Below are 25,087 nucleotides of genomic sequence, written 5' to 3'. Positions count from 1 at the left end.
ATAAAGAGTCCAGCCATTAAGCTGGACTTTTTTGTTTTAAAAAGTATTTAATACAAAAGATATTGTGTAGTTTTGTGTAAATTCAACGCAAAATAAGGATGTTACAAAATATTAAAGTGGCTGTAGATGCTGTCGTTTTCGGTTATGAATCTAAAAAAAACTTATCTGTACTTTTAATTAAACGAGGAGTAGAACCTTTTAAAAATACTTGGGCTTTGCCAGGAGGATTGGTATTAGAAGACGAGTCCTTAGAAGATGCAGTAGAACGAGAACTGTTAGAGGAAACAGGAGTACAAATAGATTATTTAGAACAATTGTACTCTTTTGGAAAACCTAAAAGAGATCCTAGAAATAGAGTAGTATCTATAAGTTATTTTGGATTGGTTAAACCAAATCACTTTAAAATTCAAGCAGATACAGATGCTGCAGAAGCCCAGTGGTTTCCTATAACAGATATTCCAGAATTAGCGTTTGATCATAAGAGTATTTTAGACTTAGCTAAAGCTCGATTAAAATCTAAATTGCATTACCAACCTATTGGGTTCGATCTTTTAAGTAAATCCTTTCCTTTTTCAGATTTAGAGCACCTATACACTACCATTTTAGAAAAAGATATAGACCGAAGAAACTTTAGAAAAAAATTAATGAGCTTTGGTATTATTGAAGAAACTGGAGAAATGAGTCAATCTGGTAGTGGCAGGCCTGCAAAATTGTTTCAATTTAATACCAAGAAATATAAAGCATTAGCAAAAGATGGTTTTCATTTTGAAATCAAGTTTGTGTAAATAATACACAAAATATTTTGTTACTACATAATTATAATTTACATTTGTGTAAAAATAACGCAAATGTATTTAAATTTAGATTCTCAGTTCACGCCATTTGGTATAGAAAATACTATTCAGTTTGAGTCGTTCACCTTTTCTGGAGGAGAACCGCATATAAAAATTCTTTCAGATATTTCAAATGTAAAAGAAGTAACGATTACTACTCGTGTGCAATCGTTTAATGACTTTGGTCTATTACTATTAACTGTAGATGCATTACGTCGTTTTTATATAGAAAAAATAAATGTCTTTGTTCCTTATTTCCCAGCAGCAAGGCAAGATCGTGTTATGGTAAAAGGTGAGCCTTTATCTGTAAAAGTGTATGCAAATCTTTTAAACCAATTACAATTAAACAAAGTAATGGTTTACGATGCGCATTCAGAAGTGACTGCTGCTGTATTAAATAATTGTGAGGATATAACTAATCATAATTTTATTAAAAAAGTTCTAGATGCTATAAAAGAAGACGTTGTCTTAATTTCTCCAGATGGAGGTGCATTAAAGAAAATTTATAAAGTTTCAGAATACTTAGAAGGTATGCCAGTAATAGAATGCTCTAAAAAGCGAAATGTAAAAAATGGAAAACTAGAAGGCTTTAAAGTATATGAAGACGATTTAAAAGGTAAGAGCTGTTTAATAGTTGATGATATTTGCGATGGTGGTGGCACATTTATGGGCTTAGCACAAGAATTAAAAAAGAAAAATGCAGGTGATTTATACTTAGCAGTAAGTCATGGAATTTTTAATAAAGGTTATAAAGAATTAAGAGAACATTTTACAAAAATATTTACCACAGATAGTTTTAAAACGATTAATGAAGATGGTGTAAAGCAAATACAGCTTGAGACTATTATAAAGAATTAAAAAAATGAAAACTGTAACATTATATAGACCTATAGGTGAGAAAGAATTGATTTTAATTGCAGAAAGCAATTTTAAAACATTTCCTCCAAGATTAAAATGGCAGCCTATTTTTTATCCGGTTTTAAATGAAGAGTATGCCACAGAAATAGCTTCTAAATGGAATACTATTGATGCTTTTGGAAATTATCTTGGTTTTGTAACAGAGTTTAAAATAACAGAAGAAGAATATTTAAAATATAAGGTAGAAAACGTAGGTGGAAAAATCCATAATGAATTATGGGTGCCAGCTGAAGATTTAGAGCAGTTTAATAAAAGTATTATAGGCGAGATACAAATTATAAAAGTATGTATTGGAGAGCAGTTTGTTAAAGTATCACATCCGTTGGTGCAAGTACAAATTGATAAATTAAAAGATTAAAAAATGAAATTAAATATAAAATCATATAACGAGCAAATAAAAGAATGGCCAACTCAAGGACATCATATTATGGCTCAATATAATAATGATGAGATTGTAGTATATCAATCTTATAGACCCGCAATAGGAAATTTTGCGACAGAAAAACAATTTTTTGGCGGACCATTTAAGTACACAAGAATGACGTGGATAAAACCCAATTTTTTATGGATGATGTATAGAAATGGTTGGGCAACAAAAGAAGGTCAAGAAGTTGTATTAGCTATACATCTAAAACGTGAAGCTTTTGATCGTTATTTAAGTAAGGCAGTATATTCTAATTTTCAAGAAGATTTATATGCTTCTCTTGATGATTGGAAAAATGAAGTACGAGACTCTTCAGTTAGATTACAATAGGATCCAGATCATGATCCATATGGCGTAAAATTAGAAAGGAGAGCTATACAAATTGGTGTTAGAAACGAAGAAATAGTTAAATACGCAACTGAAGATATTATTAAAATAGAAGATATTTCAAATTTTGTAAGAGAGCAACATCAGCATGTTTTAAATCATGAGTTAGACAAATTAATGGTTCCAGAAGAGAAACCTTATATAAGTGATAATGATGAAGTAAATAAGCGATTACGATTAAAATTTAAAAAACTAAAGAGAACATGATTTTTATACAAAGTAAAAGACGAAAGATAGAAAACATACAAAAAGATTTTCCAAATTCTGAGGTAATAGATGTTACTTCTAAAGGTGAATTTCCTTTTGTTAAGTTTAGTCCATTTTACCCTATTGGAAATATCCCAGTACCAGAATCAAAGAATCTTTATTCAGAATCTGTTGAAGGGATATGGCAAGGTTTGAAAGTATTTTTAAATAGTGATATTGACAAGAGTAAGTTTTTAATTACTAAAATGAAAGGAATCAAGAGAACGGTACGTAAATATGGAAAGCCTTTAGGCCACAGAAATGGAACAGAATTACTGGATTATATTTCAGCGAGAAAATTAATCTATGTCCCAACTTATAATTGGGTTTTAAATAATAAACTTTCAGATGAGATCGAACAATTAAAAGCGATTCATAACAAAAAAGATATTGTTCTTTTAGATTATGAAACCAATGAAAATATTGATGATGGAAGGAGACCTTTTTCGCATGCAGTTCTAATAAAAGAGTATCTTTTAAATACTTGAAATCATGAAAATTAAACTAATACAAGGAGATATAACTAAAATAAAAGTTGATGCCATTGTTAATGCAGCTAATTCATCATTGTTAGGTGGTAGTGGAGTAGATGGAGCTATACATCGCGCAGGAGGAAAAGCTATTTTAGAAGCTTGTCAAGACATTAGAAACAAACATGGTAAATGCAAAACAGGAGAAGTGGTAATTACTACAGCAGGAAATTTACCATCAAAACAAGTAATTCATACTGTTGGTCCAGTTTATAATGGAGGGAAGCGAGTAGAAAAAGAGAAAGAATTGCTAGCAAATTGTTATAAAAACAGTTTGTTACTAGCTAAAGATAATGGATTAAGTTCTATTGCTTTTCCAAATATAAGCACTGGTATTTATAAGTTTTCAAAAGCGTTAGCAGCTACTATAGCAATAGAAACAGTAAAACAATATTCAGAAATTGAAGATGTATATTTTGTATGCTTTGATGATGAAAACTATACTATTTATAATAGTATTTTAAATGATAAAACAAAATGAAACTAACAATACACGGCTATTCAACAGCATTATTTGCAACTTGGTATTTTGTAGAAGAATTAGGGATTCTTTTTGATGCTGGAGATGGTGTGGTGTCTAATCTTTTAGGAAAAGCAGGGAAAATTAGAAATGTATTTATTTCACATGCAGATAGAGATCATTTAATGGGACTGCTTCAATACAATCAATTGTTTGCAAAAACATCTTTAAATATACATTATCCTAAAGATGCGAATTCATTTAAGCATTTAAATGAGTTTTTAATACGGTTTGATCCACATATGGAGCAAGCAAGATGGAAACCAATTAATGATTTAGAAACAATAGCTATTAAAAATAGTTTCTCTGTGCAGGCGTTTGAGAATAAACATATAAATGTACCAAATCAGTTAAAAAGTGTATCCTATAAAGTTATAGAGACCAAACATAAGTTAAAGCCAGAATTTTCTAGTTTAAACCCTAAAGAAATAGTAGCATTAAAAAAAGAAAAAGGAGACGATTATATTAAAGAAACTTCAAAACAAGATGTATTAATATACTCAGGCGATACGCCAGTTTACGATTACTCAAAATATGATAATTGTAAAACACTTATTCATGAAGCTACGTTTTTAACTAAAAATGAAACAGTAAATAAAAACAATAAAAATAAGCACAGTTCTTTAGAAGAAGTAATGGAAATGGTAGCAAACATATCCATTGAAACACTAGTCTTAGGACATTTTTCATCTCGGTATGATATAAATACTATTGATAAAAAGATAAAAGCGCTTATTAAACATTATAATATTAAAATTCCGGTATATAGAATGCCAATAGGTGTAATGCAGAAAGACATACTAAACGGAAAACCTATAAATTAAAATGAACGAAAAAAATATAAAAAGGGTAAGTAAGTTCTTAAGCTTAATCTTAAGACATAATCCACAGAAAATAAATTTAGAATTAGACGAAAACGGTTGGGCAAATGTAGAAGAGTTACTTGAAAAATCGAATAAAAATAACACGAGATTCTCAATGGAAACCTTAGAAGAGGTTGTTGAAACCAATGATAAAAAACGCTTTACTTTTAATGATGATAAAACCAAAATAAGAGCCAATCAAGGGCATTCTATAAAAACAATAGATTTAGAATTAAAACCTATAAAGCCGCCTACATTTTTATATCACGGTACAGTTGGTAAGTTTATGAAATCCATAAGAGCAGAAGGTTTACAAAAAATGAGTAGACAACATGTGCATTTAAGTAGTGATTTAGAAACAGCAACTAAAGTAGGTAGTAGAAGAGGGCAAGCTATAATTTTAAGTATAAGAACAAAAGACATGCATAATAAAGGTTATACATTTTATAAATCTAAAAATGACGTGTGGTTAACAGATAAAGTACCGCCGGAGTTTATTGATTTTAAAGATTGAAATTATGAAAAAAATAGAATTACATAAAGACATATTTCTTATTAAAGATTTTCTATCTCAAGAAGAATGCGAAGCTTATATAACGTTTAGTGAAACTCAAGAATTTGAAGAAGCTAAAATAAATATGGGAGGTGTTCAAGTAATGAATAAAGGAGTTCGTAATAATGATAGGATATTGTTTTTTAATAATGACTTGGCAAATAGTCTGTGGGATAGAATAAAAATACATATGCCAAAAGAAATGGGGCTTTTTAATGCTTATGGACTTAACGAGATGTTTAGAATATATCGTTATAAAAAAGGGCAACAATTTAAAATGCATAGAGATGGGAGTTACAGACGTAGTGATAAAGACTGTAGTTTCTTTTCCCTAATAATCTATTTAAATGATGATTTTGAAGGTGGAGAAACAGAATTTAGAAAATTATTTACAGTAACTCCAGAAAAAGGAACAGCTTTAGTATTTTATCATCCACATCGTCATGAAGGCAAAGCAATCGAATCTGGAATGAAGTATGTGTTAAGAACAGATGTTATGTATAAAATTGAAAACAATGAAAATTAAACTAATATATATAGATAATGATTTAGGAAAAGCATGGAAAAAAGAATTTTCAATGCAAGATAATGTTGAAATCATTAAAGAAGACATAACAAAAATTAAGTGTGATGCAGTAGTTAGTCCTGCAAATTCTTTTGGATTTATGGATGGTAGTTTAGATTATGTTTTATCAGAGCGATTTGGATGGCATATACAAGAACAATTACAAAAACAAATACAAGAATCAGAAGAAGGAGAATTGTTAGTTGGCCAAACAATAACTATAAAAACAGGAGACAATGAGGTTCCTTTTTTAATATCTGCACCGACAATGCGAGTGCCAATGAATTTTAATATAGCAACTTCAGTGAACCCTTATTTAGCTATGAAAGCCATTCTAATAGCATGTAAAAAGAATGAAAAGATAAATTCGGTAAGTATTCCAGGATTATGCACAGGTTGTGGGAGAATGCCTTATCATATTGCTGCACATCAAATGTATTTAGCTTACGAAGAAATAATTCTTGGTAAGAAAAGAATATTTAAAGAATTTGGAGATGCTCAAAGATTCCAATATGAATTGAATGAAAACGGACTAATTTGGCATCATTAAAATTATGAAAAGAACACTAGCAATAGGAGACATACACGGTGGATTAAAAGCATTAAAACAACTTTTAGAAAAGATAAAAGTCACTAAAGACGATACATTAATTTTTTTAGGAGATTATGTAGATGGCTGGAGTGAATCTGCTCAAGTGATTCAGTATTTAATGGAGTTTTCAAAAGAATATAATTGTGTTTTCGTAAAAGGAAATCATGATATTTGGTGTGAAGATTGGCTAATAACAAAAGAAGGAGAGCAAGTTTGGTTAATGCATGGAGGTAAAGAAACGGTTGAAAGTTATATGACATTTTCAGAAGCAGAAAAAAAACAACATTTAAAGTTCTTTCAGCAAATGAAGCCTTATTATATAGATAATGAAAACCGTTTATTTATTCATGCAGGTTTTACTTCTATGCATGGTGTAGAAAAAGAAACCTTTACTAAAAACTATTATTTCGATCGTACACTTTGGGAAATGGCTAGAATTTTAAATATGGTTGATAAAAAGAAACATATAGAAATAGATTCTAGGTTATCGCATTATAATGAGATTTATATTGGACATACACCAACTATAAAATTTGATTCAGAAACTCCAATTAATGCTGTTAATCTATGGAACATAGATACGGGTGCAGCATTTCATGGAAAACTATCCGCAATAGATATTGATACTAAAGAAGTCTATCAAAGTGATGTTGTGAGAACACTATATCCAGACGAAAAAGGAAGAAATCATATACCATACAATAAAAGAATTATAAACTTTAAAAGAAGATTATGAATCTTATTAACTACATAAAAGGAGATGCGACTCAGCCTATTGGTGAAGGTAACAAAATAATTGTTCATGTTTGTAATGATATTGGTGGTTGGGGAAAAGGTTTCGTGTTAGCAATTTCTAAACGATGGAAAACACCAGAAATATCATATAGAGAATGGTATGTTTCAAATGAGTTTTTTCATTTAGGTGAGGTGCAATTTGTTAAAGTCGAAAATAATTTATGGATAGCTAATTTAATAGATCAACATAAGATTAGAAAAGATGAAAATGGTAATGCTCCAATTCGGTATCGAGCTATTGAAACAGGGTTATATAAAATAGTAGAAAGAGCCGAAAGTTTAAATGCTTCTGTACATATGCCTAGAATTGGATGTGGTCTTGCTGGAGGGAAATGGAAAGAAATTGAGCCATTGATAGAGAAGACATTAATAAAGAATAATATTGAAACAATTGTTTACGATTTTAAATAACACCTAGAATAAATGCCAGTTTATAAATCACCTACAGTAATAAACAATGCTAACCCAAAACTGATGAATGTTTTTTTAGCAGGATCTATTGAAATGAATAAGGCAATTGATTGGCAACTAATTTGCGAGCAAGAACTAGAAAATAATTTCAATGTATTCAACCCCAGAAGAGAACAATGGGATAGTTCTTGGAAACAAAGTATTGATAGCCCAAATTTTAAAGCACAAGTCTTATGGGAATTAAATGCATTAGAAAAAGCAGACAAAATTATTATATATTTTGCTTCAAATACTAAATCGCCTATTTCTTTATTAGAGTTTGGACTTTATGCAAAATCCAATAAACTTATGGTCGTATGTGAAGAAGATTTTTGGAGAAAAGGAAATATTGATATTGTGTGTGAGAAATATGATATTCTTCAATATAATACACTTCATGATGCTATAAAAGAACTTAAAGGTAAAACATTATGAACTCATTATTATATTTATACGACTTCAAAGTATAACATCGAAGACAATACCAAATAAAACCAAATTAGTGTATTATAATTGGACACCAAGAAAAAGTAAAATAGAAGGAATTAACAATGTTGATTAACAAGAAAGAAATTAAAAGACTGTCTTTAGATCATTATTCTAATTTAAATTTAAAGGCTAATCCGTTTTCATATTTAAATGATCAGGAATTGTTGCAAACTATTGAACCAAGAGTAGAATTAGAAACCATAGCAAAATATATTAAATCTTGTACTTCTTGTTTTATTCAGTTATATGGTAATAAAGGTTTTGGGAAATCAACACATTTGCAATCGTTATATTATGACTACTTCCCAGAAGCAGATTATTATAAGCTTAAAAAAAATAAAAAGCAATATATAACGAGAACTCATAAAGTCTTATTTGTTGATTCTTTTCAGCTTTTATCACTAAAAAATAAATTACAATTATTAAAGAGTCAAGAGAGAATAATTATTGCATCTCATTATTCTCATAGCTTCCTGAATTTAAAAAATCGAGAGCTAAACAGAAGCTTTAATTTTAATCAACTGAGCTTAAATATAGAATTACTTAATCGTATTGTAACAAATAAAATAAAACTTGTACAAATAAGTAAAACCAATCCAATTCCAATGATTAAAAAAGAATATCTTCATACTTTATTGAAGAAGAATAAAAATAATCTTAGAGCTATTGAGAGAGAACTTTACCAAGATTTTATAAATCTAAACAAAGATTTTTATGAATTATAAGGATTTAGTTAGTATAAATATAAAGCTAGATAATACAAAATACAATATTTACCAACCAATAATAGGTGTTCTTGAGATTAAAAATAATAGCGACGTTAGGTTAGAACTTGATGGTATAAAACTCGAATTATTATTAAGACATAAAGGAAAAGGCGAGACCGATTCTATTGTTTTAGAAAATACTATAATTAAAGAGTATAAGTCAATTAATGTTAACCAGACAATCGTATTAGACTTTAGTTTTAGCCCTGTAAATAATGTCTCATACAATGGTTACAATGTTACGCAGGCAATACTCTTAAAAACTAAAGTAGATATTAATAAAGAGACTGAAAAACTATTGAGAAACAATAAGCTGTCAAAGCTTAAAATAGGTAGCTTTTTTAGAGGAATTTTTAAGCCGGATTTTTATGATGAGGTTTTAATAAAGGTCATTAAGGCTAATGCAAATTATAAAATAAATAGTGCAAGCGGTCTTTTAAAACCAGGCAAATCAATAGCTCTAGCAATTATTGGTATAAGTTTCGTCGTTTGCCTTATTGGTGGCCTGCTATTGTATAAAAACTTCGATAATAAAACTGATATTATTTATGGAGTAATAGCATTGTTTTTGGCCATTTTTGTGTTTACTTATTTTTACAAATTAGGACCATCCTTAAAAGTAGGAGATATTAAATTTAAACTTAATAATATAGAAGGTAATTTTTATGAAGCCGTTTTAAATTTTGAAAAACGAAACCAAAGTATAAAAGAGATTAGTGCACAATTACTAGGAGTAGAAAAAGTGACTTATGATAACGGAAGTTCACGAAGTACAGCCAAACATACCTTTTATGAATCTAAACCACATATAATAAAAGGCATTGCTAGCTCAGTAAGAGAAGCCATTGAGTTACCCAAGGACTCTTTACCAATATCTATTATAAATAACGATTTCGAAATTTTATGGAAGTTTAAAATTGTAGCTTTAACTCACAATAATTTAACGCTTTCAGGTAGTGCTGATATCAACATTGGTTTTGAAAAAAATGAAGTTGAAACAGTAAAGATTACTGGTGTAGACTTTTCTTAGAATCTAAAACATTTATTTTGCGTGAAAAATACACAAATAAGTTGTTTGTATGAAATTAGATAATTATATTTGTGTAATAATTACGCAAATATAATTTTAAAACTATGAATCCATTATTATATACAGACGGTTACAAAGTAGACCATAGAAGACAATACCCAAATCAAACAATACTAGTTTATTCTAATTGGACACCAAGAAAGAGTAGGATAGAAGGCATTAATGAAGTTGTATTTTTTGGTTTGCAATATTTTATAAAAAAATACATTATTGAAGATTTTAGAGATAACTTTTTTAATAAACCCAAAGCAGAAATTTGTAGAAAATACAGTAGACGAATAAATAATTATTTAGGAGAAAATTCAGTAGGTATTAAACATATTGAAGATTTGCATGATTTAGGATATATTCCTATGGTAATAAAAGCATTACCAGAAGGTGTTTCTGTCCCAATTAGAGTGCCAATGTTTACAATGTATAATACATTACCAGAATTCTTTTGGTTAACTAACTATTTTGAAACCTTAATATCTACTACAGTTTGGTTACCATGTAATTCTGCAACAATTGCAAAACAATACAGAATTATATTAGATAAATATGCTAATGAGACAGCATCAATGCTTGAGTTTGTCGATTGGCAAGGTCATGATTTCTCTATGCGTGGTATGGCAGGATTAGAAGCAGCAATAATAAGTTCTGCAGGCCATTTATTAAGTTTTACAGGAACAGACACAATACCTACCATAGATTTTTTAGAAACCTACTATAATGCAGATTCAGATAAAGAATTAATTGGTGGTTCTGTAGCAGCAACAGAACATTCAGTCATGTGTATGGGAACTAATACTGGAGAGCAAGAAACCTTTAAGCGATTAATAACAGAGGTGTACCCAAAAGGTATAGTATCTATTGTTTCAGATACTTGGGATTTATGGAAAGTACTAACAGAATATTTGCCTAATTTAAAAGAGGAAGTTTTAGCTCGTGATGGTAAAGTGGTTATTAGACCAGATAGTGGTGATCCAGTAGATATTATTTGTGGAAATCCTAATGGAAAAACTATTGAAGAGCAAAAAGGTGTTATTGAATTACTTTGGGATACTTTTGGAGGACAAACCAATACCAAAGGCTATAAAGAGTTAGATAGCCATATTGGAGCAATCTATGGAGATAGTATTACATTAGATAGAGCGACTCAAATTTGTGAACGTTTAAAACAGAAAGGTTTTGCGTCTACCAATGTAGTTTTAGGTATTGGTTCTTTTACATACCAATACAATACAAGAGATACGTTTGGTTTTGCCATGAAGGCAACCTATGGTGAAGTCGATGGAGAAGGTCGAGCAATATACAAAGACCCAATTACAGATGATGGCACCAAGAAATCTGCAAAAGGTTTGCTTAAAATTGAATTTGAAAATGGAGAATACAAATTATATGACCAAGTGAATTGGGAAGAAGAAAAGCAAGGCGAGTTAAAAGAAGTATTTAGAGATGGAAAAATACTTGTAGACCAAACGTTAAGTGAAATTCGAAAACGTATAAGATAGTTTGTTATTACTGTAAAAGCAGAAACCCATAATGAAATACAAATAATAAATCCAGCCTTTTGGCTGGATTTATTATTCTCTATATTTTTATTTTTGCTTTTTTATGTATTTCAATTATTTCTTTAGACAATTCAATTAATAAAGCACGTTCAGTTCTTTTTAGATTATTATAAAACCTCACCATTTTAAAATAATTAGAATATTTTAATTTTTTATTAAACTTAACAAAAAGAACATCGTTATTATAGAATAAGCTACTCAGTTTATCATATTCTTTAAATTTAATAAATTCTTTATTTACTCTTAAGCCATCATTTGTTATTTCAATATTCGTACTTTTTTTATCACTTAAAACTTCGTCTATAACTTCTTGTTGATTACTGTAAATTCTATAAATAAACTCAATAGACCAATGATTTGGCGGTGGCGGTGGCGGAGACATGAAGAATTCATTATCTTTTCCTTTTCTACTAACTTTTAAACTATCTAAATAACGTTTATTTATTTTTTCTTGTTTCTTTGTTGTTATTGGTTTTAAATTGGCAAAATGAAAAAAAGAATTGTGATTTCTATATCCGATGCCAAATAAAATATCTTTGTCATCAATAGAATTAGTTTTGTAGTATATATTATAAAGATAAATTGAAGCTAATTGAGTCTTTATTTCATCTACTATATTATAATTAACTTGTTGATCAATGTATAAATGTATTCTTACCCTAAACCTGAGTTCTTCTGGTAATTTAGATTTATTATAAGATAATATTTTTGCTATATTATAAATGTTTATCTCTTCTTTCTCAAGATAAACTTTTTCATTTTTATCAACATAAATACTATAAAAAGGAGTCGCCGAATTTACTTTGATTTTTTCTATGCCTTTCGGTAGATTTATATTATTTCTAGTATAATTTTTAGATGTACTACAAGCATTAAATATTATTAGAATAAATAAAAATTTTATGATTTTCATTTCAGAATTTTAGTTTCAAATTTTAGATAAAACTAACGAAAAAAAAGACAAGAATCGTACTTTTACAAAAACACATTTTTATATGAATTCTAGAGCAAACCAGCTACAAGCTTTTGACCGTTTATTAACTATTATGGATGAGTTACGAGAACAATGTCCATGGGATAAAAAACAAACAATGGAAAGTTTACGTCATTTAACAATAGAAGAGACATACGAGTTAGGCGATGCGATTTTAGATAATGATTTGGAAGAAATTAAAAAAGAAGTTGGTGATTTAATGTTACACTTGGTGTTTTATGCTAAAATAGGAAGCGAAACCAACAGTTTTGATATTGCCGATGTTTGTAATAGTATTTGCGAAAAACTTATTCATAGACATCCACATATTTATGGCGATGTTAAAGTAGAAGATGAAGAAGAGGTAAAACGTAATTGGGAAAAATTAAAACTTAAAGAAGGGAAAATAAGTGTTTTAGAAGGTGTTCCTATAAGTTTACCAGCTTTAGTAAAGGCTAATCGTATACAAGATAAGGTTGCTGGTGTAGGTTTCGATTGGGAAAAACCAGAACAAGTATGGGAAAAAGTAGAAGAGGAGTTAGAGGAGTTTAAAACAGAAGTCGCTAAAAATGATATAGATAAAATGGAAAGTGAGTTTGGTGATGTATTATTTTCTATGGTTAATTACGCGCGGTTTCTAAATATTAACCCAGAAAATGCTTTAGAACGAACGAATAAGAAATTTTCTAAGCGTTTCCAGTATTTAGAAAGCAAAGCAAAGGATTTAAATAAAGATTTAAAGGATATGACGCTATCTGAGATGGACATATTTTGGGAGGAAGCCAAAAAAATATAATTTTTTTTAGCTTTCGTAATCCAAATCTAAAATGTCTGCGTATATATAGCAAATGACATTCTTTCTTCATAGGAAAAATTGGTTAATAGCGTAAACTTTTTAAATGTCATTTTATATAAAAATTATTTCTAGTAAGCGAAATAGAAATAATTGGTTAGTTTAGTTAGGAGCCAAAATCCTGTTTGATGCAAATCGAACAGGATTTGGTTTTTATAAAGGTTTTATTTGTTAAACTTAAAACCTATAACCAATACGTAAGTGTAGGTTTACTGCAACATCTTGACTAGAAACAGTTGTGTTTGCCTCTTTAAAAATTTTAATATAGCCAACACCTATTCCTGTTTCATAATTAAAATGTTTCCCAATATTTCTTCGTATTCCCCAAGTTGGTACTATTGTAATATCGCTAAGGAAATTAACATTGTCTCTTACCGAGGTTAGTAATGCATCTGGATGATAACTGGTTTTTATAGATATAAAGTTTCCACTATTACCATCTATTCGTCTTGACTTTTTTACTCTTTTATTCAAATTATAATACCAACGTGGCTCTAAAGTAATAACTGGGGCTGCTAAAAAATCTGTATTATCTCTAGTAATAGAAACACCAGCATCTATTCCTAATTCAGAACGTAAAGCAAAGGCGTTAGATAGTTTATACTCATTATGAACCCAAACGCCTAAAAGGCCAGTTTGTATCCCATAGATAGATTTTTCTACACTAGCATCTTGTGCTTTAGAGGTAATAGTATAGTTTAATACAATTAGAACTAGAAATAATTTTTTCATTTGTTGTTTTGTTTAAATTAGAAAACAGCAATGCACAAGAACCATGCCTGTTAATTGTATTGCAAAAAAAAAATGCTTGTCATAAAAACAAGCATTTTTTTGTAATATATTCTTATTTAAAACCGTTAAGCTTCTGTTTCATTAGGCTCTGAATTTTGTTCTGCTTCAGTAGCAGCTTTAGCTTCAGCAGCAGCTTTTGCTTCGGCATTATAAATGGCTTTAATTTTATTAAGTTTTGTTTGCCATACAGCTAATGAATCTTCATGTTTTTTAATGTTATCATGTACAGATTTTACTAAAGGATTCTTTTCATCGGCATGTTTAAAGAACAATAAATTGTTTTGTAATTGGTTGATTTCAGATTTACTTTCATCAATTTTCTTTTTAATAAAAGAGCGTTCATTTTGCAACACTCTTGGGTCACTTGCACTTGATAAATCCTGAAGTTTGTTTTCAAATTTAATCATTTCTACTTCAGTTTTATTCATATCCAATGTTTTGAATAAACCGTCTAAAGTAGCATTAAATTCACTTTCAATTTTACGTTTGTTTCCAGGTACACGTCCAATTGTTTTCCATTTAGCAATATGTTCTTTTATAGTTGCTAAATCTGTTTTTTGTTCACCAGATAACTTTGTGTCTTTAACTGTTTTTAAAAAGGCTTCTTTATCACTATAAGCTTTCTCTTCTTCAGCGCTAGCTTCATTTCTCTTTGTATGAATGCGGTCAAAATAATAATTACAGGCACCTTTAAATTGTTTCCAGATTTTGTCACTATCTTTTCTAGGTACATGTCCAATACGTTTCCAGTCGCTTTGAATCTTTTTCATTAAAGGTGTAGTGGCTTCAAAATCCTCATTGTCTTTATTAGCTTCAGCAATTTTAACGAGTTCTAATTTCTTTTCAAGATTATCGTACTGATCTTTCTTTAAATTTTTATAATAAGCATTCTTCTTGTGATTGAAGTTTCTAACAGCTTCTTTAAATTTTGCCCAAGTCGCTTCATTTACTTTAATAGGAACTTTTCCAGCTTTAAAAAATTCTTCTCGTAAAGCTTCAATTTCTTTTATTTTGTTTTGCCAACCTTTATGCGAGTCAACATTATCTTGAGTTTTAGCTTCTATTTGAGCAATAATACCGTGCTTTAATTCTAAATTTTTCTCATATAGTTCATCTAAATGAGAAAAATACTCTTGACGCTTATCATTAATAGCTTTAGTAGCTTGTTTAAAGCGATCCCATATTAGTTCTCTATGCTCTTTAGCAACTGGACCTAAATCTTCTTTCCATAGTTTATGTAAAGCTTGTAATTCTCTAAACGCACGATTTGTATTATCATCTTTTGCTAATTCTTCAGCACGTTCTATAATTTTAATTTTCTTACCAAGATTGTGTTCAAAATCTTTGTCTCTTAAATCACGATCTAAATGTAATAAATCATAAAAACGCTCTACATTAAAGTGGTAACTGTTCCAAGCATTATTGTATTTATCCCTTGGTATAGCACCTGCATTTTTCCATTGTTCTTGTAAGTCTTTAAATTCTTTATACTTACTGTTCATCGAGCCTTCATTATCGGTTAACGCTTTAATTTGCTCAATAATGTTTAACCTATTTGATAAGTTTTCTTTTAAGTTCTTTTCTAAACTTTTATAATGTGCACTTATTTTAGAACGGTATTCTTTATAACTATCTTTAAAGCTACGTTGTAACGGACTAGAATAGTGAAAATCTATTTCATTGCCACCTTTACTTATAAAATCTGCTTTTTTGTCATCTAATAAAGCATTGAATTTTGTAGAAAATTCATTCTTAATATCATCTACATGCTTTTTTATAGCTTGTACTTTTTCATTTTTCACCAGCTTTTCAAGCTCAATAACTAAGGCGTCTAATGACATAGAATGATAATCTTTTTCTTCTATGGTATGTCTTTCACTATTGCCTTCTCCTTCAGCATCTTCAGCATTAGAGTCATCAATTTCTTTAATCAATTCATCTTCATTAGATTCATTTTCAACAGCTTGAGCTGTATTGTCTTCAGGAGTTAATTCAGTCTTGTTTTCTTCTTTTGAAGTATTTTCGGTAGGATTAATATCCTCAATTCCATCTGCATTTTGCAGGTTATCTTGCTCTGACATTTTATTAAATGTTTTTGGTTCTGGTAAAAAATTTAGACTTTAAAGATACTAAAAGTTCACTATTTACAAAGGCTGTAGTAATTTAATGACAGGTTTTATAATTATTAACGATTCCAAATCTTCCAAGACTTCTCGGCTTGCAACTCTAACATACCTTGCCCATTAACAATTGTTGCGCCTTTTAACTTGCCGATAGTTAGGAACTTAGTTTCTTCTGGGTTATATATTAAATCGAAAAGGATATGTTTTTTAGTTATAGAATCATAAGGAATATCTGGGCAATTATTAATATTTGGATGTGTCCCTAAAGGCGTACAATTTATTATAAGACGATGTTTTTTTACAAGTTTTTCAGAAAGTTCTAAATATGAAATTTCATTATCCTTTTTTGGATGTCTGGACACAAATAAGAATTTAATATTCAAAGATTTTAAAGCATAGGCAACAGCTTTACTTGCTCCACCAGTACCTAAAATAAGTGCTTTTTTATGATGAGTTTCTAAATAGGGTTTTAAAGCCTTTTTAAAACCATAAAAATCTGTATTGTAGCCAATATATTTTCCTTTTTTAGAAATTCTAATGGTGTTTACTGCACCTATAGCTTTAGCTTTTTTATTTAATTTATCTAAATAAGGAATGATACTCTCTTTATATGGAATGGTAACATTAAAACCTTTTATATCTTGATGTTTTAATTCAGATTCAAATGCATTAATGTCTTCTATATCAAAATTTTCATAGAATGCGTTTGAAATATTTTCAATTTCAAACTTGTTTTTAAAATAATTTCTTGAAAAAGAATACGAAATATTTTTTCCTATTAAACCAAATTTACGCATGCGCTTTTTTTGTTTTTCTCCCATACCACTCAAGACCTAAGACTATTAAGATGCCAAAAATCACATAAATAACGGCTATAATGGTTTCTGTATTTAATTCTGGTATAAAGCGCTTATAATTTTCAATAATATTTTTTCCTGCAGAATCTAATAAAAAGTCTCCACTGCTATTCGTTTTATATATTGTTTTTTTCCAAGGCCATACAACGCCTAATGAACCAACAATAAATCCTATTATAGAAGCAGTTGTAACACTTTTGTAATGCTTTAATATGTAATTTAGAACGTGAGAAAAAGTGACTAAGCCAACTACAGAGCCTAGTGTAAATACACCTAAAACTTTAAGCATTCTAATACGTTCTACATTGTTTATAAAACTAAAATTACCACCTGAAATTTCGTAAAAAGTATCATATAATGCATTGACAGAGTCTACCAAAAGCAGAACATAATTACCTAATAAGATTAATATAAAGGAACCTGAAAAACCTGGTAGTGTCATTCCAGAGACACTAATAATACCGCAAATAAAAACAAACCATAGATTATCATTTTCCATGGCTGGATCTAAAAAACTAATACTAATACCAATAGCAGCTCCAATAAATAATGCAGTAAAAGTAGTGAGTTTCCAGTCTTTAAAATCTTTACTAATATAATAAATAGAGCCAATTATCATTCCAAAGAAAATACTCCATACATAGAGTTCGTAATGCTTTATAAAATAATCTAGAATTTTAGATACACTAAAATAACTTATTAGCATTCCAAAAAATAGTAGACTCAAAAATGTACCATTTATATATCTAAAAAAAGATTTAAACCGTCCATTAATGAAGAGCTTAAAGGCTGTCCCATTTACTTTTTGAAGCGAATAAATAAACTCTTCATAGAATCCTGCAACAAAAGCTACAACACCTCCAGAAACTCCAGGGACTTTATTAGCTGCACCCATTCCTAGTCCTTTTAAGGCTAAAAATAATTTATCTTTAAAGGTGCGTGTACTTTCCATTATTTAGCTTTAGACCCTATACGTTCTAGAATAAATATGGTTAAAAAACCGACTACAATTAATATAATCGAAATCATTAATTGGTTGTCTCCATCAAAATTAAAAGGAGAGATACTTTTTTCAATGAAAGGCACTTTTTCTCCATGAGAATTTGTTCTAAATTCTAAAACTCTTTTCCAAGGCCATATTTTATTTAATGAACCAATCATAAACCCAGTTAAAATAGCAAGGGTTAAGTTTTTATGATTTTTAAACATCCAATTTAAAATTTTAGAAAAGGATTTAATTCCTATAATGGCTCCAATAGCTAACATTAAAAATTTTATAAAAGCCGCTTTAAATAAAGCAAAATTCATGGTAAGTATACTTTGAAGTAAATCGTCTACAGTGTTTATTGCTGTTTGATACGCGCCTAGTATTAATAATATAAAGGCACCAGATATGCCTGGTAATATCATAGCAATAATAGCTAAAGCGCCACAAAAGAGTAAATATATATTACTTTCTGGAGAGGCAAATGGCTCAGCAATAGTTATAAAATAAGAACCAATAGTTGCTAATATTAATAATGTTATAACAGGAATATTCCATGCCTTAATTTGTTTTCCTATAAATAAAATACTAGAGAGCACTAATCCAAAAAAGAATGACCATAATAGAATAGGCTCATTAAACAATAACCATTTTATTGCTTTAGCTAAAGAAAAAATACTAATGGCTATTCCTAAAAATAAAGCGAGTAAAAAATTACCATTTATTTTATGCCAAGCATGTTTAAACCCATCGGTTTTCCAAGTTTTAAAAAAACTAAGATTTAAATTGTCTATACTTTGTAAGAGTTCTTCGTATATACCAGAAATAAAAGCGATTGTTCCTCCAGAAACTCCAGGAACTACATCTGCCGCTCCCATTGCAACACCTTTAAGTGCTATAATTAAATAGTTAGAAAGTTTTCTTTGCATTTAGAATAAATTGTCTAAATCAAAGGTATGCATTTTTGAAACAATTTATAGCTTTTTAAAAGCTAATAAAAGTCACTTATTTATTATCTTTTAATCATACTTCGTACTAATAAAGACTCATAAAATTCAGGAAAAAGCTCTTCAAGAATTATAATATGATCCGCATCAAAACACATAGCATTTTTTAAATGGTATGTCGCCTTTTCGGTTTCAAATAGTAAAAAGTATAAACCGGCTAAACGAAATTCAATTTCAGCATTTTCTGGATAAAATTCTGCAGCTTGAATTAAATTATATGTCGCAGCTTCTGGTTCTCCTAATTCTTTAAGTAAATCTGCTCTAATTAACCACGTTTCCAATTCGTAATTTCCTAACTCTATAGCTTTTTTATGTCCGCGTTCTGCCTCTTCAAGAAAATTTAGACGGTGATTGATTTTCGCATACAATTTCCAGTATAATACATTTTCACTATCAATATTAATTGCTTTGTTTATGTAATATAAAGCTTTAGGATAGTTTTTAAGTTTACTGTAGAATTTTGTAATTGCAATCCAACCTTTATCTAATAACGGATCTTCATGAACAGTTTGGTAATAATACTGTACAGCTAAATCGGTATTGCCTAATTTTTCATGACAGCTACCTATTCGTAATAATGCAAACGATGTTGGGTCATCTAAACTAAGTGTAATAGTATAGTTTTCAATTGCTTCGTTATATTGTTTTTGCTTTTCTAAAACTTTTCCTTTTTCTAAATACGCACCTACAAAAGTATCATCAGAAATAATAGCAAAATCAAAAGCATTTAATGCTTTGTCATAGTCTTTTTGTTCATAATATTGTCGTCCTAATTGATGCCATGCGACTTCACAATAAGGATTCTTATCTAAGTAAATCGTTAGGAACTCTATGGCTTCTTGTGTTTCATTTAAAAAATCAAAACAATAAATAATATTATATAAAGAAGCATAGTCTTGAGGATCTGCTTTAAGACATTTTATAAAGCTGTCTTTAGCCAAATCAAAACGATCAAGGAATAAATATTCCATGCCAATTAAAGAATATAAGTCAGAGGTTTCTTCAGCCAAACTTAATGCTTTTTGTAGTACATGAATTGCTTCTTGGTGTTTGTCTTCTTTAGATAAAATGTTTGCTTTCTGGATATATATTTCTTCATTAGAAGGTTCTAAAACATGAAGTTGATCTAAAAGCGCATTGGCTTTATCTAATTCATTTTCAAATACGAAAACTTCAATTTTAAAGAGTTTTAAATTTGTAGAAGTTGGGTGTTGCTCTAAACCTAATTTTATAGCCTTTTTTGCTAGAGCTACCTTTCCATTATTAAGGTAGTGATGTATAATATTTTCAAATTCATTTGAATCAAAAAACAAAACATTATTTGTTTTTAACATCGACTCAAACTTTGTAAGTGATATATTATTATGTTCTTCTTCTTGGCTAAATTCCATAGGCACATTTTTAGCATTCAACTGTAATAAATGTAACGCTCTATTCCTTTTTTTTGAGGCTTTACACACAAATGTTTTTAACAAAGTAATCAACAATGTAGCCCTTTATTAGGTTAAGGATGAGTTTAATCTCTGTATATTAATTAGTTACGAGATTGTTCATTACTTTCAATAGTATTAAGTACTTCAATAATAATGCCACAGCCTTTTATAATCTCCTCATTTGAAATCGTTAATGGTGGCGTAATACGAATGGCTTTTGGTTCGAACAATAACCAAAATAAGATAAGACCAGCGTCTTGGGCTTTTAAAACCAGTTGATTAGCGATTTCTGAAGATGTTGTAATTGCAGCAAGCATTAAACCTTTTCCTCTAATTTCTGTAATTAATGGATGTTGTAAATGCTGCCTTATAAGGTGTTCTTTTTCTATAGTTTGTGACATTAAGTCACTTTCTGTTACTTCTTGTAGTGTTGCTAAGGCGGCGGCGGCGATTACAGGATTGCCACCAAAAGTAGTAATATGTCCTAGTTTAGGATTCTTATGTAATGTATCCATTAGTTCTCCTGAAGCGGTAAATGCACCTATAGGCATACCGCCACCAAGTCCTTTACCTGTAACTAAAATATCTGGAATACAATTGTAATTTTCAAAACCAAAAAGTTTTCCTGTACGTCCTATACCAGGTTGGATTTCATCTAGAATTAATAAAGCGCCAACCTCATTACAGCGTTCTCTAACTTTTTCTAGATAATTGTTTTTTGGTACTATAAATCCAGCGCCACCTTGAATAGTTTCTAAAATAACGCAAGCTGTTTTAGTTGTAATCTGTTTTAAATGTGGTTCGTAGTTAAAAGTAATATGATTTATTTCAGGTAATAAAGGCCTAAAAGGAGCTTTTCGCTCTTCATAATCCATTAAACTTAAAGCGCCTATTGTGTTGCCATGATAGGCATTATGTGCCGCAATAATTTGACTACGCCCTGTTGCTCGTCTAGCTAATTTTATTGCACCTTCAATAGCTTCTGTTCCAGAATTAACTAAGTATGTTTTCTCTAAAGAATTTGGTAAGTGTTTTGCCAATAGTTTAGCTAGTTCTACTGCAGGTTTCTGTATATACTCACCATAAACCATGACATGTAAATACTGGTCTAACTGATTTTTTAATGCAGACACTACTCGTGGGTGTTTATGCCCCAAACTACAAGCAGAAACACCTGCAACAAAATCTAAATATGCATTCCCTTTTGTATCGTATATATAAGACCCATTAGCATGAGAAATTTCCATTGCTAAAGGATGTGGTGTAGTCTGCGCTTGGTATTTAAAAAAATCGTCTTGCATTATTCTTTATCATAAATAACAGGCTTTTTTACATCCAATTTCTTTGTTAATTTAGGTTTTAGACCTTGTTGTTTTTTTATTGATTTTTTTGGAATTTGCCTAGAAGCTTTAGGTGCTTTTACAGATTCCGTGTCTTTTACATCGCTAAACCTTACTTTGGGTTTTGCATCTTCATCTGCTTGTTCTACACGTTTTAATAAGTCTTCATCAAAAAATTCCTCTTCAGGGACAAAAGGATCTAAACCTTTTATTTTTACTAATTCTAATGGCGGATCATCTTTAAATAAATCTTCAACACTTAAAGGTCTTTCCTCTTCTCTCCAGTCAAAATCTTTTAATTTTTTTGAATTTTTAGGATAGTCATCTTCAGGATAAGTCTTAGCTTCAGGATTTAAAATACGTTTATACATATCTATATCACCATTACTAAATACCATTTCTATATTAGCAGATCGTGCTTTATCTATACCTATAAGTTCATTTTTTTCATCTCTTAAATAGAAAATAGATTCTGCATTTTTATAAATATTCACATTTTTTAATTGGTTTTCTTTATCAAATAAACCAATTAATCGCTTCCCTTTTATTTGACTATAACCATCATCACTTAATGTGTCTTTACTAATCATAAACGCATTATCAAAAACGATTAATGAATCTATTTTTTCAGTATCGGGATTAGATTTTATATGAATAGTGTCACCAGTGATTTGGTTTTTTATATTCCAAAGTATAGGCCGTCTTTTAACAGCAAAAGCATCTTTTGAAGATAATCTAGATAAATTAATAAGTTGTGTTAAACCAGTTTGGTGATTTACATGAATAGAATCTGCTTTTCCGCTAACATCAGATTTATATAATTTTGCATTTCTAAAAGCACGAGTAATTCGGTTTTTTTCTTTGCCTGTAATCATTAAAGTATCTGCATGAATGTAGATAGAATCTTTTTCTTGTAATGATACAGCTAATGCTCGTTTGGTTACAAATGCAGAATCTTTAGATTTATATACTTCGGCGTAATGACCTTTAATAATACTATTGTTAATAGTATCTGTAATTTTAATGTTATTAGTTGCTGAGGCAAAATCACGTTTACGATCAAAATACATGCTATCACCAATAACCTCTCGATTATCATAATCTATTTTTGAATTTTTAATAAAATATCCAGTATCTGCATTTGTATCGTAAAAACCACGTTCACAATAAATAGTACTTGTTTCTCCTACAATTTTTGATGGTCCATACATGTAAGCATGACCGCTTTCAGAATAAAAATCAAGTTGGTTTGTTGTTAAAACATACTCAGGATTTACTAATTTGACTGTGTTTAAAAAGCGGTATTTCTGTTCGTTCATATAATAACGACCAATAGTACTTGTAATAGTTCCAGAAGAGTCTCTAACAACTTTTCCATTATCATTATAAAAGGCTTGTTGTTTAGCGCGATCAAAAAACAACTTCTCTGTAGTTAAAACAGAACTGGGTTCAGTTAATACAACTTCACCTTTAGCGAAAGCTAATTGTGTTTTTCCACTATACTCGGCATACTTAGCAACCATTTGAATGGTATCTCCTTGTTTCATAAGTACGTTGCCGTAAGCTTCAACAAAGTTTTCTTTACCATATAATACCGCTTGGTCACACCACATATCTATGCCGTCATGATATACATGTACTTGGCCAGCATCGCTACGAGTTAAAATTCTAGCGCCAGGAAATTTTTCCTCATCAATAGATCCAAAAGCACCAGAGTCTTTTATCTCGATATTCTTCTTTTGTTGAGCAAAACTTTGAGTAGAAGCAAAAGCTATAAAAATTAATATGTATAGGTTTTTTAACATCTTGTAAAAATCGAATTTGAGCAAAAATAATGATTATAATGAGTTGACATTATGTATTATGATTTATTTAATACCAAAAAATCTGCCAAAAGTTTGTTTTTTTATAATATTAATAAGCAACACAATAATATAATTGTATTCGCTTGTTGTGTCTAATAAACATAGGAATAGGGAGTTGTATGTGGATGGTTAGTTATAATATTTGTCCTACAAAAATTTTTTTTTCTCAAAAAAAATGGCCTTATTTGCGCCGCTATTAATTGAATTTATCTTCAAATCAAAAAAAATTAACATAAAAATAGGTGTGTCTATAAGATATACCTTCTACCCGATTTTTAGAACCTACTCAGTTTTTTAGTGCGTTTTTTAATTAACCTTAACTAATACAACATGAAAAAAATTTTACTTGTTGTAGCACTATTACTTACCGCAAGTTTTGCTACAGCTCAATCGTTTAACTATCAGGCAGCAGCTAGAGATGCAGCTGGAGATTTAATTATTGGAGGGAATCTAGGCGTTCAAGTTAGAATACTTTCTGGGTCTGATACAGGTCCTGAAGTTTTCGCTGAAACATGGAATGTAACTACCAATCTTAATGGGGTTTTTGACCTTGCCATTGGAGAAGGCGCTAATGTGTCTGGAGACATATTAACACTAAATTGGGGAAATGTAAACTATTTCCTTGAAATTGCACTTGATGAAACCGGAGGAACAACTTATGCAGTTGTTGGTACTTCTCAATTAAGAGTAACTCCTGTAGCAATGACTTCTTTACAGTTTGAAGAACAAGTAGGAGATACTAATGTGATTCAATTAGCAACAACTGTTATTAATAATACAGGAAACATTACAGCATTAAATTTAAGTGATGCTAACCAAGGAGCAAGACTTCTTACCTTAGAGAATCAAAATTTAGATGGCCGTTTAACTATTGCTGAAGCAGCAATTGCTCAAAATTCGGCAGATATAGCATCAGCACAATCAGCAGCAACAGCGGCAATAGCAGCAGTACAAGCAGATGTAGATCAAAATGAATTAGATAGTGATGCAGCAGATACAACATTACAAACAAACATTGATGCAGTACAAACAGATGTAGATGCTAATGAAGCAGCAGCAACAGCAGCAACAGCAGCAGTGCAAGCAGATGTAGATCAAAATGAATTAGATAGTGATGCAGCAGATACAACATTACAAACAAACATTGATGCAGTACAAACAGATGTAGATGCTAATGAAGCAGCAGCAACAGCAGCAACAGCAGCATTACAAGCAGATGTAGATCAAAATGAATTAGATAGTGATGCAGCAGATACAACATTACAAACAAACATTGATGCAGTA

The 25,087-nt window shown here is 29.8% G+C and carries 25 protein-coding genes and 2 pseudogenes; 18 read left to right on the top strand and 9 right to left on the bottom strand.

From position 1 onward, the window contains the following. The first annotated feature begins 98 nt into the window (after positions 1–98). The 16 genes and pseudogenes from Q0997_RS18220 to Q0997_RS18145 all read left to right on the top strand — a co-directional run bounded on the left by Q0997_RS18220 (position 99) and on the right by Q0997_RS18145 (position 11,515). The gene (locus tag Q0997_RS18220) at positions 99–785 is read left to right on the top strand and encodes an NUDIX domain-containing protein (RefSeq protein WP_299891592.1); all 687 of its coding nucleotides are present in this window, start codon (positions 99–101) and stop codon (positions 783–785) included. A gap of 63 nt (positions 786–848) precedes the next feature. After that, on the top strand, positions 849–1,691 hold the full coding sequence (gene prs, locus Q0997_RS18215) for a ribose-phosphate diphosphokinase (protein ID WP_299891590.1): 843 nt from the start codon (positions 849–851) through the stop codon (positions 1,689–1,691). A 4-nt stretch (positions 1,692–1,695) separates the two neighbouring features. Further along, on the top strand, positions 1,696–2,109 hold the full coding sequence (locus Q0997_RS18210; RefSeq protein WP_299891588.1) for an ADP-ribosylation/crystallin J1: 414 nt from the start codon (positions 1,696–1,698) through the stop codon (positions 2,107–2,109). A 3-nt stretch (positions 2,110–2,112) separates the two neighbouring features. Beyond that, a pseudogene (locus tag Q0997_RS18205) lies at positions 2,113–2,769 on the top strand (DUF4291 domain-containing protein). Then, positions 2,766–3,296: a hypothetical protein gene (locus Q0997_RS18200; protein ID WP_299891586.1), complete on the top strand. Its 531-nt coding sequence runs from the start codon at positions 2,766–2,768 to the stop codon at positions 3,294–3,296. Before Q0997_RS18205 ends, Q0997_RS18200 begins: the two are co-directional and overlap by 4 nt. Positions 3,297–3,300: 4 nt before the next feature. Continuing rightward, complete coding sequence (locus Q0997_RS18195; protein ID WP_299891584.1) at positions 3,301–3,819, top strand: O-acetyl-ADP-ribose deacetylase; 519 nt, start codon at positions 3,301–3,303, stop codon at positions 3,817–3,819. Then, positions 3,816–4,682: an MBL fold metallo-hydrolase gene (locus Q0997_RS18190; protein WP_299891581.1), complete on the top strand. Its 867-nt coding sequence runs from the start codon at positions 3,816–3,818 to the stop codon at positions 4,680–4,682. Before Q0997_RS18195 ends, Q0997_RS18190 begins: the two co-directional genes overlap by 4 nt. Position 4,683: 1 nt before the next feature. Next, the gene (locus Q0997_RS18185) at positions 4,684–5,235 is read left to right on the top strand and encodes an RNA 2'-phosphotransferase (protein ID WP_299891578.1); all 552 of its coding nucleotides are present in this window, start codon (positions 4,684–4,686) and stop codon (positions 5,233–5,235) included. A gap of 4 nt (positions 5,236–5,239) precedes the next feature. Beyond that, positions 5,240–5,800, top strand: coding sequence for a 2OG-Fe(II) oxygenase (locus Q0997_RS18180; protein ID WP_299891576.1), 561 nt, complete (start codon positions 5,240–5,242; stop codon positions 5,798–5,800). Next, positions 5,790–6,389, top strand: coding sequence for a macro domain-containing protein (locus Q0997_RS18175; protein WP_299891575.1), 600 nt, complete (start codon positions 5,790–5,792; stop codon positions 6,387–6,389). The genes Q0997_RS18180 and Q0997_RS18175 overlap by 11 nt, the downstream gene beginning before the upstream one ends. Before the next feature lie 4 nt (positions 6,390–6,393). Beyond that, on the top strand, positions 6,394–7,167 hold the full coding sequence (locus tag Q0997_RS18170; RefSeq protein ID WP_299891573.1) for a metallophosphoesterase family protein: 774 nt from the start codon (positions 6,394–6,396) through the stop codon (positions 7,165–7,167). Then, positions 7,164–7,637, top strand: coding sequence for a macro domain-containing protein (locus tag Q0997_RS18165; protein WP_299891571.1), 474 nt, complete (start codon positions 7,164–7,166; stop codon positions 7,635–7,637). The genes Q0997_RS18170 and Q0997_RS18165 overlap by 4 nt, the downstream gene beginning before the upstream one ends. A gap of 12 nt (positions 7,638–7,649) precedes the next feature. Continuing rightward, positions 7,650–8,111 (top strand): nucleoside 2-deoxyribosyltransferase domain-containing protein, encoded by a 462-nt coding sequence (locus tag Q0997_RS18160; RefSeq protein WP_299891568.1) that lies wholly within the window; start codon positions 7,650–7,652, stop codon positions 8,109–8,111. Positions 8,112–8,227: 116 nt separating this feature from the next. Then, on the top strand, positions 8,228–8,890 hold the full coding sequence (locus Q0997_RS18155; protein ID WP_299891564.1) for a hypothetical protein: 663 nt from the start codon (positions 8,228–8,230) through the stop codon (positions 8,888–8,890). Then, positions 8,880–9,962, top strand: coding sequence for a hypothetical protein (locus Q0997_RS18150; protein WP_299891562.1), 1,083 nt, complete (start codon positions 8,880–8,882; stop codon positions 9,960–9,962). Before Q0997_RS18155 ends, Q0997_RS18150 begins: the two co-directional genes overlap by 11 nt. 104 nt (positions 9,963–10,066) lie before the next feature. Beyond that, complete coding sequence (locus Q0997_RS18145; protein ID WP_299891559.1) at positions 10,067–11,515, top strand: nicotinate phosphoribosyltransferase; 1,449 nt, start codon at positions 10,067–10,069, stop codon at positions 11,513–11,515. Positions 11,516–11,594: 79 nt separating this feature from the next. Here the strand turns inward: Q0997_RS18145 and Q0997_RS18140 are convergent, their stop codons facing one another. Continuing rightward, complete coding sequence (locus tag Q0997_RS18140; RefSeq protein ID WP_299891557.1) at positions 11,595–12,488, bottom strand: biopolymer transporter ExbD; 894 nt, start codon at positions 12,486–12,488, stop codon at positions 11,595–11,597. An 82-nt stretch (positions 12,489–12,570) separates the two neighbouring features. Between Q0997_RS18140 and mazG the strand changes: the two genes are divergently transcribed. Beyond that, positions 12,571–13,344: a nucleoside triphosphate pyrophosphohydrolase gene (gene mazG, locus Q0997_RS18135; RefSeq protein WP_299891555.1), complete on the top strand. Its 774-nt coding sequence runs from the start codon at positions 12,571–12,573 to the stop codon at positions 13,342–13,344. Between the two features lie 234 nt (positions 13,345–13,578). Here the strand turns inward: mazG and Q0997_RS18130 are convergent, their stop codons facing one another. From Q0997_RS18130 to Q0997_RS18095, 8 genes are all read right to left on the bottom strand, one after another. Beyond that, on the bottom strand, positions 13,579–14,133 hold the full coding sequence (locus tag Q0997_RS18130; RefSeq protein WP_299891553.1) for a hypothetical protein: 555 nt from the start codon (positions 14,131–14,133) through the stop codon (positions 13,579–13,581). A gap of 125 nt (positions 14,134–14,258) precedes the next feature. Beyond that, the gene (locus tag Q0997_RS18125) at positions 14,259–16,274 is read right to left on the bottom strand and encodes a DUF349 domain-containing protein (protein ID WP_299891550.1); all 2,016 of its coding nucleotides are present in this window, start codon (positions 16,272–16,274) and stop codon (positions 14,259–14,261) included. A 104-nt stretch (positions 16,275–16,378) separates the two neighbouring features. Further along, complete coding sequence (locus Q0997_RS18120; RefSeq protein ID WP_299891548.1) at positions 16,379–17,113, bottom strand: shikimate dehydrogenase; 735 nt, start codon at positions 17,111–17,113, stop codon at positions 16,379–16,381. Next, on the bottom strand, positions 17,106–18,125 hold the full coding sequence (locus Q0997_RS18115; RefSeq protein WP_299891546.1) for a DUF368 domain-containing protein: 1,020 nt from the start codon (positions 18,123–18,125) through the stop codon (positions 17,106–17,108). The genes Q0997_RS18120 and Q0997_RS18115 overlap by 8 nt, the downstream gene beginning before the upstream one ends. Next, the gene (locus tag Q0997_RS18110) at positions 18,125–19,087 is read right to left on the bottom strand and encodes a DUF368 domain-containing protein (RefSeq protein ID WP_299891543.1); all 963 of its coding nucleotides are present in this window, start codon (positions 19,085–19,087) and stop codon (positions 18,125–18,127) included. The genes Q0997_RS18115 and Q0997_RS18110 overlap by 1 nt, the downstream gene beginning before the upstream one ends. Before the next feature lie 83 nt (positions 19,088–19,170). Continuing rightward, the gene (locus Q0997_RS18105) at positions 19,171–20,556 is read right to left on the bottom strand and encodes a tetratricopeptide repeat protein (protein ID WP_299891540.1); all 1,386 of its coding nucleotides are present in this window, start codon (positions 20,554–20,556) and stop codon (positions 19,171–19,173) included. A 143-nt stretch (positions 20,557–20,699) separates the two neighbouring features. Beyond that, positions 20,700–21,899, bottom strand: a complete 1,200-nt coding sequence (locus Q0997_RS18100; protein ID WP_299891537.1) for an aspartate aminotransferase family protein — start codon at positions 21,897–21,899, stop codon at positions 20,700–20,702. Further along, complete coding sequence (locus tag Q0997_RS18095; RefSeq protein ID WP_299891535.1) at positions 21,899–23,743, bottom strand: OstA-like protein; 1,845 nt, start codon at positions 23,741–23,743, stop codon at positions 21,899–21,901. The genes Q0997_RS18100 and Q0997_RS18095 overlap by 1 nt, the downstream gene beginning before the upstream one ends. A gap of 390 nt (positions 23,744–24,133) precedes the next feature. On the opposite strand from Q0997_RS18095, the pseudogene Q0997_RS18090 reads away from it, so the two are divergent. Beyond that, a pseudogene (locus tag Q0997_RS18090) lies at positions 24,134–25,087 on the top strand (hypothetical protein); the annotation flags it as partial.

Source organism: uncultured Lacinutrix sp., assembly GCF_947500325.1.
Classification (GTDB): domain Bacteria; phylum Bacteroidota; class Bacteroidia; order Flavobacteriales; family Flavobacteriaceae; genus Lacinutrix.
The sequence above is the reverse complement of the archived record's forward strand: the minus strand, read 5'-3'. Positions and strand labels throughout refer to the sequence as shown.